This window comes from Streptomyces coeruleofuscus, from assembly GCF_039532725.1.
GTDB classification, from domain to species: Bacteria; Actinomycetota; Actinomycetes; order Streptomycetales; family Streptomycetaceae; genus Streptomyces; species Streptomyces coeruleofuscus.
Window position 1 is genome coordinate 125268 of sequence record NZ_BAAASE010000015.1, and the last position, 12194, is coordinate 137461.

The window sequence follows — 12194 nt, forward strand, 5'->3', positions numbered from 1 at the left end:
TGTGGCGTCAAGAACCCCGTGTGAAGAGATCGCAAAGGTGCCTCACCGCGTGTACAGAGCCTCCACTTCCGCCGCGAAGGAGCGCATCACCGCCTCGCGGCGGAGCTTCATCGACGGGGTGAGGTGGCCGGCCTCCTCGGTGAAGTCCTCGGGGAGGATCGCGAAGCGGCGGATGGACTCCGGGCGGGAGACCATCTTGTTGGCCTCGTCGACGGCGCGCTGGATGACGGAGCGGAGTTCCTCGTCGTCGACGAGGAGTTTGGGCGGTACGGGGTGTTTGCCGTTCATCTGGCGCCAGTGGGTGATGCCGTCCGGGTCGAGGGTGATCAGGGCCGAGACGAAGGGACGGCCGTCGCCCAGGATGATGCACTGGGAGATCAGCGGGTGGGAGCGCAGCCAGTTCTCCAGTGGCGCCGGGGCGACGCTCTTGCCGCCCGCGGTGATCAGCAGTTCCTTCTTGCGGCCGGTGATCGTCAGGTAGCCCTCGTCGTCCAGTTCGCCGATGTCGCCGGTGGCGAGCCAGCCGTCGGGGGCGGCGGGTACGACACCGCCCGCCTGGGGATCCCAGTAGCCGCGCAGGACGTGGTCACCTGCGAGGAGGATCTCGCCGTCGGCGGCGATGCGGACGCGGGTGCCGGGCAGGGGCCAGCCGACCGTGCCCAGGCGGGGTTTCAGGGGCGGGGTGACGGTCGACGCGCCCGTGGTCTCCGTCAGGCCGTAGCCCTCGAAGATCTCGATGCCGGCTCCGGCGTAGAACGCGGCGAGGCGGCGGCCCAGGGGGGAGCCGCCGCAGATGGCGTAGCGGACCCTGCCGCCCATGGCGTTGCGGATACGGCGGTAGACCAGGGGGTCGTAGAAGACCCGGGCGGTCCTCAAGGCGCGGGAGGGGCCGGGTCCGGTGCCCGTCTGCTGGGCCTCCAGCGCCTCGCCGTAGCGCTGCGCCACCGCCGCCGCGCGGTCGAAGGACGTCACCCGGCCGGCCGCCTCGGCCTTGGCGCGGGCCGAGTTGAAGACCTTCTCCAGCATGTACGGGATGGCGAGCAGGCAGGTCGGCCGGAAGCTCGCCAGATCGGGGAGCAGGTTGTCCGCCTTGATGCTCGGCGCGTGGCCCAGCCGTACGCGGGCGCGGACGCAGGCGATCGCCACCATGCGCCCGAAGACGTGGGACATGGGCAGGAACAGCAGGACCGAGGCCTCTTCGCTGGTCTTGGCCCGGAAGACGGGATAGAGGAGCTCGATCGCGTTGTCGACCTCGGCGAAGAAGTTGCCGTGGGTGAGCGCGCAGCCCTTGGGGCGGCCGGTGGTGCCCGAGGTGTAGACGAGGGTGGCGAGGGTGTCGGGGCCGAGCATGCCGCGCCGCACCTCCACCTCCTGGTCGGAGAGGTGGGCGCCGGCTTCGGCCAGCCGGTCCACGTGGCCCTTCTCCACGACCCACATGTGCTTCAGGTCGGGCAGGCGTTCGCGCTCCGGGCCGAGTGCGGCGGCCTGCCCGGCGAACTCGGTGACCAGGGCGACCGCACCGGAGTCCTGGAGGATCCAGCGGGCCTGGAAGACGGAGGAGGTGGGATAGACGGGGACGGTGACCAGACCGGCCGCCCAGGCCGCGAAGTCCAGGACCGTCCACTCGTAGATGGTGCGGGCCATCACGGCGATCCGGTCGCCGGGCGTCAGCCCTTCGGCTATCAGCCCTTTCGCGACGGCCAGCACCTGGTCGGCGAACTGCGCCGCCGTGACGTCGCTCCAGCGCCCGTCGGCGTCCTTGCGGCTGAGCGCCACGCCGTCCGGGTCGGCGCTCGCGTTGTCGAACGGCAGGTCGGCGAGCGACCCATGGGTCCACGGCGGCGCCAGCGGCGGTACGGACGCCTCCCGCACCGCCCCGTCGAGCCGCCGCGTCTCGGGCTCGACCAGGACCGGTCCGCCGTACATGTCACCGTAGGCGGAGGAGGGATGGACAGTGGACACGGGCGGCTCCTGGGGCGCGCAGCGAAGGAACTGCTTGCTGCGATACGTACGTGCCTCGCACGCCGAGGCGCTCAACCGGCTGAATCCCCAGAAAGGGGTTACTGCCGGTAGGAACGGGATCGTACGGGCCTCACGTGGCGGGTTTGTGCGGGTTCGGGGATGGTCCGGAGCCAGGCCTGTGCATTCTCGGGGGTTACGTGAGGGTCCTTCAGGTTCGCCTCGCCGTCGCCCTCAGGCCCGCTCCAGGATCGCCGTCACCCCCTGTCCGCCCGCCGCGCAGATGGAGATCAACCCGCGGGCGGGCGCGTCCCGTTCGGCGAGCAGCTTGGCCAGGGTCGCCACGATCCGGGCGCCGGTGGCGGCGAAGGGATGGCCGGTGGCGAGGGACGAGCCGGCCACGTTCAGCCGGGCCCGGTCCACCGTGCCCAGGCCCCGCTTCTCCCAGGCCGCGAGCGTCGCCAGCACCTGGGAGGCGAAGGCCTCGTGGATCTCCACCAGGTCGAAGTCGGCCAGTCCGAGTCCGGCCCGCTCCAGCATGCGCGGGACCGCGTACGCGGGCGCCATGAGCAGCCCGTCCTCGCCGCCGGCGACGTCTCCGCCGACGAAGTCGACGGCCGCCGTCTCGTACGCGGTGAGATACGCCAGCGGCTCCAGGCCGCGCTCGCGGGCCCACTCCTCGCTCGCCAGCAGTACGGTCGCCGCCCCGTCCGTCAGCGGGGTCGAGTTGCCGGCCGTCATGGTCGGGTCGGGGTGGTCGAGGCCGAACACCGGCTTCAGGGAGGCGAGTTTCTCCGCGGTCGAGCCGGGGCGCAGGTTCTGGTCGCGGGCCAGGCCGCGGAAGGGGATCACCAGGTCCTGGAAGAAGCCTCGTTCGTACGCCGCCGCCAGCCGCTGGTGACTGGCCGCCGCCAGTTCGTCCTGCGCCGCGCGGCCGATGCCCCGGGCGCGGGCGGTGACGGCGGCGTGTTCTCCCATGGACAGGCCGGTGCGCGGCTCGGCGTTGCGCGGGATGTCGGGGACGAGGTGGCCCGGGCGCACCTTCGCGAGGGCCTTCACGCGGCCGCCCAGCGACTTCGCCCGGCGGGCCTCCAGCAGGATGCGGCGCAGGGAGTCGTTGACGCCCAGGGGCGCGTCGCTCGCCGTGTCGGCGCCGCCCGCGACCGCCGACTCGGCCTGGCCGAGGGCGATCTTGTTGGCGGCGGCGATGACGGCCTGGAGTCCGGTGCCGCAGGCCTGCTGGATGTCGTAGGCGGGGGTGGCCGGGTGCAGCTTCGAGCCGAGGACCGTCTCGCGGGCGAGGTTGAAGTCGCGGCTGTGCTTGAGGACCGCGCCGGCCACGAACTCGCCGACCGCGCCCGGCCCCTGGAGCCCATATCGCTCGACCAGGCCGTCGAGGGCGGCGGTGAGCATCTGCTGGTTGGAGGCGGTGGCGTACGGGCCGTCGGAGCGGGCGAACGGGATGCGCGCTCCGCCGACGACCGCCACGCGCCGCACCGACATCTTCTGGGGGCTCATCTCGACCGCTCCTCGCCTGTGACGTAGCCTTACCTGCGGTAACCTTACTCCAGAGTAAGCAAGTGGCAGTCATCCGAGCTGGGAGTCGCCATGGCCGACCGCTATCTGAGCTTCACCGCTACCGGGCCCGGCCGCTTCCTCACCCGCCGGCTCGGCCTGCCCCAGCCGGCCGCGCTGACCCGCTGGTCCCCCGAGCGGCCCGCCCTCGACGGCGGCCTGCGCCACCTCACCGCCGGCAGGTCCGGCCTCGACCTGGCGCCGGTTCTCGCCCGCACGGGGATCGGCCCGGCCGGCTCCGGCCGCGCGGCGGCCGTCGTGCTGGACGCGAGCGGGGTGCGGGACGTCGAGGGGCTCGCCGAGGTGCACGCGGCCCTGCACCCCGTCGTACGGTCGGTCGCCGCGAGCGGGAGGGTGGTCCTGCTCGGCGCGCCGCTCGACCCCGCCGACCATCACCAGGCCGCCGCCCAGCAGGCCCTGGAGGGCTTCACGCGCTCCCTGGGCAAGGAGATCGGCCGGGGCAGGACCGTGAACCTGGTCCGGCTCACGGACGCACCGGCCGCGGAATCCACCCTCCGCTTCCTGCTGTCGCCCAAGTCGGCGTATGTGAGCGGCCAGGTGATCGAGGTCGGGGCGGGCGAGGAACCCGCCACGCCCGTCGACCGGGACCGCCCCCTGGCCGGCCGCACCGCCCTGGTCACCGGCGGCGCGCGCGGCATCGGCGAGGCCGTCGCCGAGACACTCGCCCGGGACGGGGCCCGGGTCGTCGTCCTCGACGTACCGCAGGCCGAGCAGGACGCCCGGCGCGTCGCCGACCGGCTCGGCGGCACCGCGCTGCTCCTCGACATCACGGCCGCCGACGCGGGCTCGCGGATCGCCGAGGCCCTGCCGGACGGCCTGGACCTGCTGATCCACAACGCGGGCATCACGCGCGACCGGCGACTGGTGAACATGCCCGCCGAGCGCTGGATGCCGGTGCTGGAAGTGAACCTGGCGAGCGTGCTGCGCACGACGGACGCGCTGCTGAAGGCGGGGACGCTGAACCGGGGCGGCCGGATCGTGGCGACCGCCTCGATCGCGGGCATCGCCGGCAACGCGGGCCAGACCAACTACGGGGCGAGCAAGGCGGGCATCGTCGGCCTGGTCCGCTCCCTCGCGCCGCGCGCGGTCGCCGAGCACGGGGTGACGGTCAACGCGGTCGCGCCGGGCTTCATCGAGACGAAGATGACGGCCGCCGTCCCGCTGTTCATCCGCGAGGCGGGCCGCCGCATGAACTCCCTCGCGCAGGGCGGTCTGCCGGCCGATGTCGCGGAGACCACCGCCTGGCTCGCGCACCCGGCCTCGGGAGCGGTCAACGGGCAGGTCGTACGCGTATGCGGCCAGAGCCTGCTGGGGGCGTGATGGCCGACGCCGCTCTCGTCCTCACCGGGTCCCCCTCCCTCGCCCCGCTCCTCGCGCGCGGTGCCCTGCTGTCCCCCTTCAAACGCCCGGCCCCCGACGCGGAGTTCCCGCGCATCCGGCTCGTCCTGCCCGGCCTGCGCGTCGACCTCGCGCGGCTGGCGGCGTACGAGCGGGTCTGCGGGTTCCCGACCGGGGACGACGCGCTGCCGCCGACGTATCCGCACGTGCTGGGTTTCCCCCTGGCCATGCGGCTGATGAGCGGCCGGGACTTCCCCCTGCCGCTGCTGGGACTCGTGCACACGTCGATCACGATCACCCGGCACCGGGCGATGCCGGCCACCGGCGCGTACGAACTCACGGTGTACGTCGAAGGGTTGGCGCCCCACCGCCGCGGCACCGAGGCGACCGTCGTCACCGAGGTGCGGGAGGGCGGGGAGGTCGTATGGGAGTCGAGGAGCACGTACCTCGCCCGGCACCGCACGCGACGGACCGCCGGGGCTCCCCGGGAGGAGGTGCGCAAGCCGCTGCCGGCCGTGGCCGAGTGGCGGCTCGCCGAGGACGTCGGACGGCGGTACGCGGCGGCGTCCGGCGACCGCAACCCGATCCACCTCCACCCGCTCACCGCCCGTCTGTTCGGCTTCCCCCGGGCCATCGCCCACGGCATGTGGACCGTCGCCCGCTGCCTCGCCGCACAGGGCACGCCGGACTCCTGCCACGTCCGCGCGCGGTTCCGGGCACCGGTCCTGCTGCCCGGGACGGTGACGTACGCGGCGCAGGACGGCCGGTTCGAACTGCGGGGCCGGGAGGACCGCCTCCACTTGACGGGGGACCTCTACTCCACCTGAGTGCCCGCCTGCTCCTCCGCCTGAGTCCCTGCCCGCTCCTCCGACGGTGACCAGGGCCGCCCCGCCATGAGGTCGCCCAGCCCCGCCCAGGCGAAGTTCATCATCGTGGCCGCGGCCTGGCGGGCCGTGACGCCCGGGGTGGCGTTGGCCCAGGCGGCGAGCGACTCGGCGGCGCCGACCAGGGCCTCGGCGAGACCGGCGACCTCGCGTTCCGGGAGGTCGGGGTCGCGGTGGGCCTCGCGCGCGGCGGCGAGGATCAGCTGGGTCACGAACGCGACGATCTCCTCGCGCATCGCGGCGACTTCGGAGGCGAAGGGCTCGCCGTGCGTGCGGGCCTGGAGGTGCAGGACCGCCCAGGCGTCCGGGGTGCGCGCGGTGTGCGCGAAGAACGCGCCGAGCCCTTCCCATAGTTGCCGGTCGGCGGGCAGATCGGGCCGGACACCGGCCCGCACGGCCTCGACGAGTGCCTTGGCCTCGCGGCGGATGCAGGCGGTGAAAAGATCTTCCTTGGAGTTCAGGTACAGGTAGACCAACGGCTTGGACACGCCCGCGAGTTCGGCTATCTCGTCCATCGACGCGGCCATGTACCCCCGTTGTCCGAAGATCTGCACGGCGGCGTCCAGCATCTGCTGTTCACGGACCGCACGCGGCATCCGCTTGGTCTTCACGGCACCCATACCGCTTAGCGTACGGTCCCCCCGGCCGGCCCCCGGCCGGGAAACCGGAGGAGGGCCGACCGGGGGGGGCGTCGGCGCGTCAGGCCGCGGCAGGGACCTGCTCGGGCCGCGCCTCGCGCGGCTCGTCCAGGGAGGAGCCGTCGGCCGTGGCGTAGGCCGTGCGGTCGAGCAGGTTCTCGCGGGCGGAGACCAGGACCGGGATCAGGGCCTGACCGGCGACGTTGGTCGCGGTGCGGATCATGTCGAGGATCGGGTCGATCGCGAGGAGCAGGCCCACGCCCTCCATCGGCAGGCCGAGGGTGGAGAGGGTGAGGGTCAGCATGACCGTCGCGCCGGTGAGACCGGCGGTGGCCGCGGAGCCGACCACCGAGACGAACGCGATCAGCAGGTAGTCGCCGACGCCCAGCTGGATGTCGAAGATCTGGGCGACGAAGATCGCGGCGATGGCCGGGTAGATCGCGGCGCAGCCGTCCATCTTGGTCGTCGCGCCGAACGGCACCGCGAAGGACGCGTACTCCTTCGGCACGCCGAGCCGCTCGGTGACCTTCTGGGTGAGCGGCATCGTGCCCACGGACGAGCGGGAGACGAAGGCGAGCTGGATCGCGGGCCAGGCGCCCTTGAAGAACTGGACCGGGTTGACCTTGGCGACGGTCGCGAGCAGCGTCGGGTAGACGCCGAACAGCACGATCAGGCAGCCGACGTAGATGTCGGCGGTGAACGTCGCGTACTTGCCGATCAGGTCCCAGCCATAGGTGGCGATGGCGTTGCCGATGAGGCCGACGGTGCCGAGCGGCGCGAGCCGGATGACCCACCACAGCGCCTTCTGGAGCAGTTCGAGGACGGACTCGCTGAGGGCGAGGATCGGCTGGGCCCTCTCACCGAGCTGGAGGGCGGCGATACCGGCGACGGCGGCCATGAAGACGATCTGCAACACGTTCAGCTCGGTGAACGGCGTGATGACGTCGGTCGGCACGATGCCGGTCAGGAAGTCGATCCAGGAGCCGGTGTCCTCGGGCTTCCCACCGTCCTTGGGGGTGAGGCCGGTGCCGGCGCCCGGGTTGGTGAGCAGGCCGATGACCAGGCCGATGCTCACCGCGATCAACGACGTGACCATGAACCACAGGAGGGTGCGCGAGGCCAGGCGGGCCGCGTTGTTGACCTTCCGCAGGTTGGTGATCGAGACCAGGATCGCGAAGAAGACGAGCGGGGCGACGGCGAGCTTCAGCAGGCCGATGAACGTGTCACCGACCTTCTCCAGGGTGGTGACCAGCCAGGACAGGTCCTGGCTGCGGGCGAGCCAGCCGAGCAGCACACCCAGGACGAGACCGGCGATTATCTGGGCCCAGAAGGGCAGCTTGAAGGATTTCGTGTGTGAGGACACGGAATGGCTCCGTAGAGGGACGCGTAGGGACTGACGTGGGAGACGACGGGGGTTGCGTTACGTCAGGGACGACAGGTAGCGGACGCGCACCGACAGAGATCCACGTGCAGGCGCGCCACGAGCGGAACGCTCAGGGGCATGGGGGGCGCGACTGCTGACTTCATGACATCGACCTTAACACCTGAAGTTTGAGGACCTCAAAGCCTGCCTTTGACAGGCTGAAACGCGACCCCACCCACACATGACAAAGCGCCCCGTTTCCGAGCAAGTACGGAAACGGGGCGCTGTACGCCTGTACGGGACTCTTACGAGGTCTGGGTCTGGCCCTGCGCCCGGGAGGTGTCGTCGACGTCGTCCTCCTGGCTGCGGTTGGCCTCCATGCTGGCCTTCATCCGGTCCACCCGCTGCACGATCTGCACGGACGCCCGGTCCCGCTCCTTGCGCAGCACCACGAAACTGATCGGCGCGGAGAGCAGCAGGGCGAGCATGACGATCCACAGGCCGTTGCTGGCGCCGAGGCCGCGGGGGGCGAGGCCGGAGTAGACGAGGCCCCAGACGACCACGAGGCAGCCTGCGAAGATCCCGAGGCGCATCAGCGTGTAGCGGAGCATCTCAATCCACTCTTCCGGTTCGAACGGCCAGAACGCACCCAAAGGGGCACCGTCCAGTGAAGCACGCCGGGGCGTCGATCTTGCAGGGGGGTGCGAGGCGGGAGTCAGCCGAGCGGCAGCAGCATGATGACGTCGTCCCGGTCGTCGCCGGGCGCCACGCGGATCGCGCCGGGGACGCGGCCGACCTCCTTGTAGCCGCAGGACTCGTAGAAGCGCTCCAGGCCGAGACCGCCCCGGCAGGTGAGGCGGATCGTCTCGATGCCGTCGAGGCCACGGGCCGCGTCCGCCGCGGCGGCCAGCAGATCACGACCGTAACCCTTGCCCTGATGACGCGGGTGCACCATCACCGTGTACAGCCACAGCCAGTGCGTCATCAGGTGGTGCGTGTTGAGGGTGAGGAACGCGGTCGCCGCGACGCGCCCCTCCTCGTCGTGCCCGACGAGCAGCCTGACCCGCCCCTCCGCCATCAGCGCGAAGTGCTGCACCAGCGAGGGACGGATGTCCTCGCGTGTCACCGGCGGTACGAAGCCGACGGCCCCGCCGGCGTTGGAGACGTCGGCCCACAGGTCGAGGATGCCGTCGCGCAGGTCGGGCGTGACGGCGGAATCCAAGGTGAACGTAAGGGGCATGGCGCGATTGTAGCCATTACGCCAGTACTCGCGCCGCCACTTTCAGGTCCGACAGCAGCCCCCGGTACGCCGCCTCCCGGTCGTCCGCCCGCAGCACCGACGACGGGTGCACCGTCGGCACCAGCCGCTCCGGCCGGCCGTGGATCTCCTCCTCCAGCACCGTGCCGCGCACCTGCGTGACCCGGAAGGAGGACCCGAGCAGCGCCTTCCCGGCGGTGGCGCCCAGGACGACGATCAGCTCCGGCTCCACGACCGCGAGCTCCGCGGCCAGCCAGGGCCCGCACGCGGTCATCTCCCGCAGGGTGGGCGCCTTGTGGATCCGGCGCTTGCGCGGCTCGGCCTGGGTGAACTTGAAGTGCTTGACCGCGTTGGTGACGTAGGCCTCGGAGGGATCTATCCCCGCCTCCTCCAGCGCACGGTCCAGGAGCCGCCCGGCAGGCCCGACGAACGGCTTCCCCTGCCGGTCCTCCTGATCCCCGGGCTGCTCCCCCACGAGCATGACGCGAGCGTCCTTGTTCCCGTCCCCGAACACCGTCTGGGTGGCGTCCCGGTGCAAGGGACACCCCCGGCACTCGGCAGCGGCCCGCCGCAGAGCGGGCAGCCCACCGCGCTCAGGAACGAACGGTTCAGCGGTATAGGCGTCCTCAGGCGCCTTGGTGGCAACCATGCCCTCCGGGTACCCCACCCAGGGGCGCGGGGAACTGCGCGACCAGCCCCGACGCACCCGCACCCGAAAACGGTCACACACGCATCGGCTGCGGCGACTCCCGACGCTCAGGGTCAGGCCCTTCATACTCGCGAATGATCTCGTACCGCGTGTTCCGCTCCACCGGCCGGAATCCGGCATCGCGAATGAGATCCAGCAGGTCCTCACGGGTCAGCTTGTTCGGCGTACCGAAGTTGTCCGCGTCATGCGTGATCTTGTACTCGACGACCGAACCGTCCATGTCATCGGCGCCGTGCTGAAGCGCGAGCTGCGCGGTCTGGACGCCATGCATGACCCAGAAGACCTTGACGTGCGGCACGTTGTCGAACAGCAGCCGCGACACGGCGAAGGTCTTCAGCGCCTCCGCCCCCGTCGCCATCTGCGTCCGCGCCTGGAGGCGGTTCCGCACCTTGCCGTCCTGCACGTCCACGAAGTCGTGCTGGTAGCGCAGCGGGATGAAGACCTGGAAGCCCCCGGTCTCGTCCTGGAGCTCACGCAGCCGCAGCACATGATCCACCCGGTGCCGGGGCTCCTCGATGTGGCCGTACAGCATCGTGCACGGGGTCTTCAGACCCTTCTCGTGCGCGAGCCGGTGGATACGGGACCAGTCCTCCCAGTGGGTGCGGTGGTCCACGATGTGCTGCCGGACCTCCCAGTCGAAGATCTCCGCACCGCCGCCGGTCAGCGACTCCAGCCCCGCGTCGATCAGCTCGTCCAGGATCTCGGACGCGCTCATCCCGGAGATGGTCTCGAAGTGGTGGATCTCCGTCGCCGTGAAGGCCTTCAGCGAGACGTGCGGCAGCGCGGCCTTCAACTCCCGCAGCGAGCGCGGGTAGTAGCGCCACGGCAGGTTCGGGTGCAGCCCGTTGACGATGTGCAGCTCGGTGAGGTTCTCGCCCTCCATCGCCTTCGCGAGCTTGACGGCCTCCTCGATGCGCATCGTGTACGCGTCCTTCTCCCCCGGCTTGCGCTGGAAGGAGCAGTACGCGCAGGAGGCCGTGCACACGTTGGTCATGTTGAGGTGACGGTTGACGTTGAAGTGCACGACGTCGCCGTTCTTGCGCGTGCGCACCTCGTGTGCGAGGCCGCCGAGCCAGGCCAGGTCGTCCGACTCGTAGAGGGCGATGCCGTCCTCACGGGTCAGCCGCTCACCGGAGCGGACCTTCTCCTCCAGCTCACGCTTGAGCCCGACGTCCATTTGCACACCTTTCTCCGACAGCCCGACCAACCGTACGCCTACGCCTCTTCCGGCAACTCCCCGACCCGGTTCTCCCACTTGGTGGAGAGCACGATCGTCGTACGCGTCCGGGACACGCCCTTCGTGCCGCTGAGCCGCCGGATGATCTTCTCCAGGCCGTCCACGTTCTCCGCCCGCACCTTGAGCATGTACGAGTCGTCGCCCGCGATGAACCAGCAGTCCTCGATCTCCGAGAGATCCCTCAGTCGCTGCGCCACGTCCTCGTGGTCGGTGGCGTCGGAGAGCGAGATGCCGATCAGGGCGGTGACACCGAGGCCGAGCGAAGCGGCGTCGACGGTGGCCCGGTAGCCGGTGATGACACCGGCCGCCTCCAGCCGGTTGATGCGGTCGGTGACGCTCGGTCCCGACAGTCCGACGAGGCGTCCCAGCTCCGCGTAGGAGGCCCGGCCGTTCTCCCTCAGGGCCTGGATGAGCTGCCTGTCCACCGCGTCCATTGCGATCGAAGCCTTCCGCTGAAGTTGTCTGAAAAGTCTGTGGTTGTGATGACGTACAGGTGCCGTGCAGGGGGTGTGGCTCAGCCGGCGCGGTGTGATCCGCCGCCGAGCTCACCTTGCCAACGGCGGTAGAGCCCGTGCGGCACGCCCGCCGAGTCGAGTACGCGTCCGGCGACGAAGTCCACCAGGTCCTGGATGTGCGTCGCGCCCGCGTAGAAGGCGGGTGAGGCGGGTACGACGGTCGCGCCCGCGTCGTCGAGGGTGACCAGGTGCCGCAGGGTCTGACCGTTCAGCGGGGTCTCGCGCACGGCCACGATCAGCTTGCGTCCCTCCTTCAGGGTCACGCTCGCCGCCCGCTGCAACAGGTCCTTCGACAGCCCGAGCGCGACCCCGGCCACGCTCGCGGTCGAGGCGGGCACGATCAGCATGCCCTTGGTGGGGTACGACCCCGAGGAGGGCCCGGCGGCCAGGTCGCCGGCGCTCCAGTGCCGTACGGCGTCGATGTCGACGGAGAAGGTGTCCGGCTTGCCGTCGGCGCCCCGGGACAGCCATTCCCGCAGGTCGTCCCGCCAGTGGGCGTCCCGGAAGGAGATCCCGGTCTCGTCGAGCAGGGTGAGCCGGGAGGCCCGGGACACCACGAGGTCGACGCTCTCACCGGCGGCGAGGAGCGCCCGCAGCACGGCAGCGGCATACGGGGTGCCGGAGGCACCGGACACCCCTACGATCCAAGGCGTACGCGGTGTCTCGCCTGGCTTGACTGGGTTCACAACACCGAGCC

General features: G+C 71.1%; 13 protein-coding genes. 2 read left to right on the forward strand and 11 right to left on the reverse strand.

Annotated elements, in window-relative coordinates:
• Positions 1-42 precede the first annotated feature (42 nt).
• A complete protein-coding gene (locus ABFX81_RS38655) occupies positions 43-1926 on the reverse strand; it encodes an AMP-dependent synthetase/ligase (protein ID WP_346139408.1) in 1884 nt (627 codons plus the stop codon).
• 267 nt (positions 1927-2193) lie between these two features.
• Positions 2194-3477, reverse strand: a complete 1284-nt coding sequence (locus tag ABFX81_RS38660; RefSeq protein ID WP_086841255.1) for an acetyl-CoA C-acetyltransferase — start codon at positions 3475-3477, stop codon at positions 2194-2196.
• A 90-nt stretch (positions 3478-3567) separates the two neighbouring features.
• On the opposite strand from ABFX81_RS38660, the gene ABFX81_RS38665 reads away from it, so the two are divergent.
• Together ABFX81_RS38665 and ABFX81_RS38670 are read left to right on the forward strand one after the other, a co-directional pair.
• A complete protein-coding gene (locus ABFX81_RS38665) occupies positions 3568-4875 on the forward strand; it encodes a 3-oxoacyl-ACP reductase (protein WP_086841257.1) in 1308 nt (435 codons plus the stop codon).
• A complete protein-coding gene (locus tag ABFX81_RS38670) occupies positions 4875-5720 on the forward strand; it encodes a MaoC/PaaZ C-terminal domain-containing protein (RefSeq protein ID WP_086841260.1) in 846 nt (281 codons plus the stop codon). Before ABFX81_RS38665 ends, ABFX81_RS38670 begins: the two co-directional genes overlap by 1 nt.
• Here ABFX81_RS38670 and ABFX81_RS38675 read toward each other — a convergent pair.
• From ABFX81_RS38675 to ABFX81_RS38715, 9 genes are all read right to left on the reverse strand, one after another.
• Positions 5708-6397: a TetR family transcriptional regulator gene (locus ABFX81_RS38675; protein WP_086841262.1), complete on the reverse strand. Its 690-nt coding sequence runs from the start codon at positions 6395-6397 to the stop codon at positions 5708-5710. The two genes, ABFX81_RS38670 and ABFX81_RS38675, sit on opposite strands and share 13 nt — an antisense overlap.
• Positions 6398-6476: 79 nt before the next feature.
• Positions 6477-7778 carry a cation:dicarboxylate symporter family transporter gene (locus ABFX81_RS38680; RefSeq protein ID WP_086841263.1) on the reverse strand — a complete coding sequence of 434 codons (1302 nt, stop codon included), beginning with the start codon at positions 7776-7778 and terminating at the stop codon, positions 6477-6479.
• A gap of 62 nt (positions 7779-7840) precedes the next feature.
• Positions 7841-7918: a putative leader peptide gene (locus ABFX81_RS38685; RefSeq protein ID WP_330219385.1), complete on the reverse strand. Its 78-nt coding sequence runs from the start codon at positions 7916-7918 to the stop codon at positions 7841-7843.
• A gap of 165 nt (positions 7919-8083) precedes the next feature.
• Complete coding sequence (locus tag ABFX81_RS38690) at positions 8084-8389, reverse strand: DUF4229 domain-containing protein (RefSeq protein ID WP_086841307.1); 306 nt, start codon at positions 8387-8389, stop codon at positions 8084-8086.
• 104 nt (positions 8390-8493) lie between these two features.
• Complete coding sequence (locus ABFX81_RS38695) at positions 8494-9018, reverse strand: GNAT family N-acetyltransferase (protein ID WP_086841265.1); 525 nt, start codon at positions 9016-9018, stop codon at positions 8494-8496.
• A 16-nt stretch (positions 9019-9034) separates the two neighbouring features.
• The gene (locus ABFX81_RS38700; RefSeq protein ID WP_086841267.1) at positions 9035-9685 is read right to left on the reverse strand and encodes a UdgX family uracil-DNA binding protein; all 651 of its coding nucleotides are present in this window, start codon (positions 9683-9685) and stop codon (positions 9035-9037) included.
• 73 nt (positions 9686-9758) lie between these two features.
• Positions 9759-10922 carry an aminofutalosine synthase MqnE gene (gene mqnE / locus ABFX81_RS38705; RefSeq protein WP_086603781.1) on the reverse strand — a complete coding sequence of 388 codons (1164 nt, stop codon included), beginning with the start codon at positions 10920-10922 and terminating at the stop codon, positions 9759-9761.
• Between the two features lie 38 nt (positions 10923-10960).
• Positions 10961-11416: an Lrp/AsnC family transcriptional regulator gene (locus ABFX81_RS38710; RefSeq protein WP_059424549.1), complete on the reverse strand. Its 456-nt coding sequence runs from the start codon at positions 11414-11416 to the stop codon at positions 10961-10963.
• A gap of 80 nt (positions 11417-11496) precedes the next feature.
• Positions 11497-12183: a UbiX family flavin prenyltransferase gene (locus ABFX81_RS38715; RefSeq protein ID WP_086841270.1), complete on the reverse strand. Its 687-nt coding sequence runs from the start codon at positions 12181-12183 to the stop codon at positions 11497-11499.
• Positions 12184-12194: the final 11 nt, after the last annotated feature.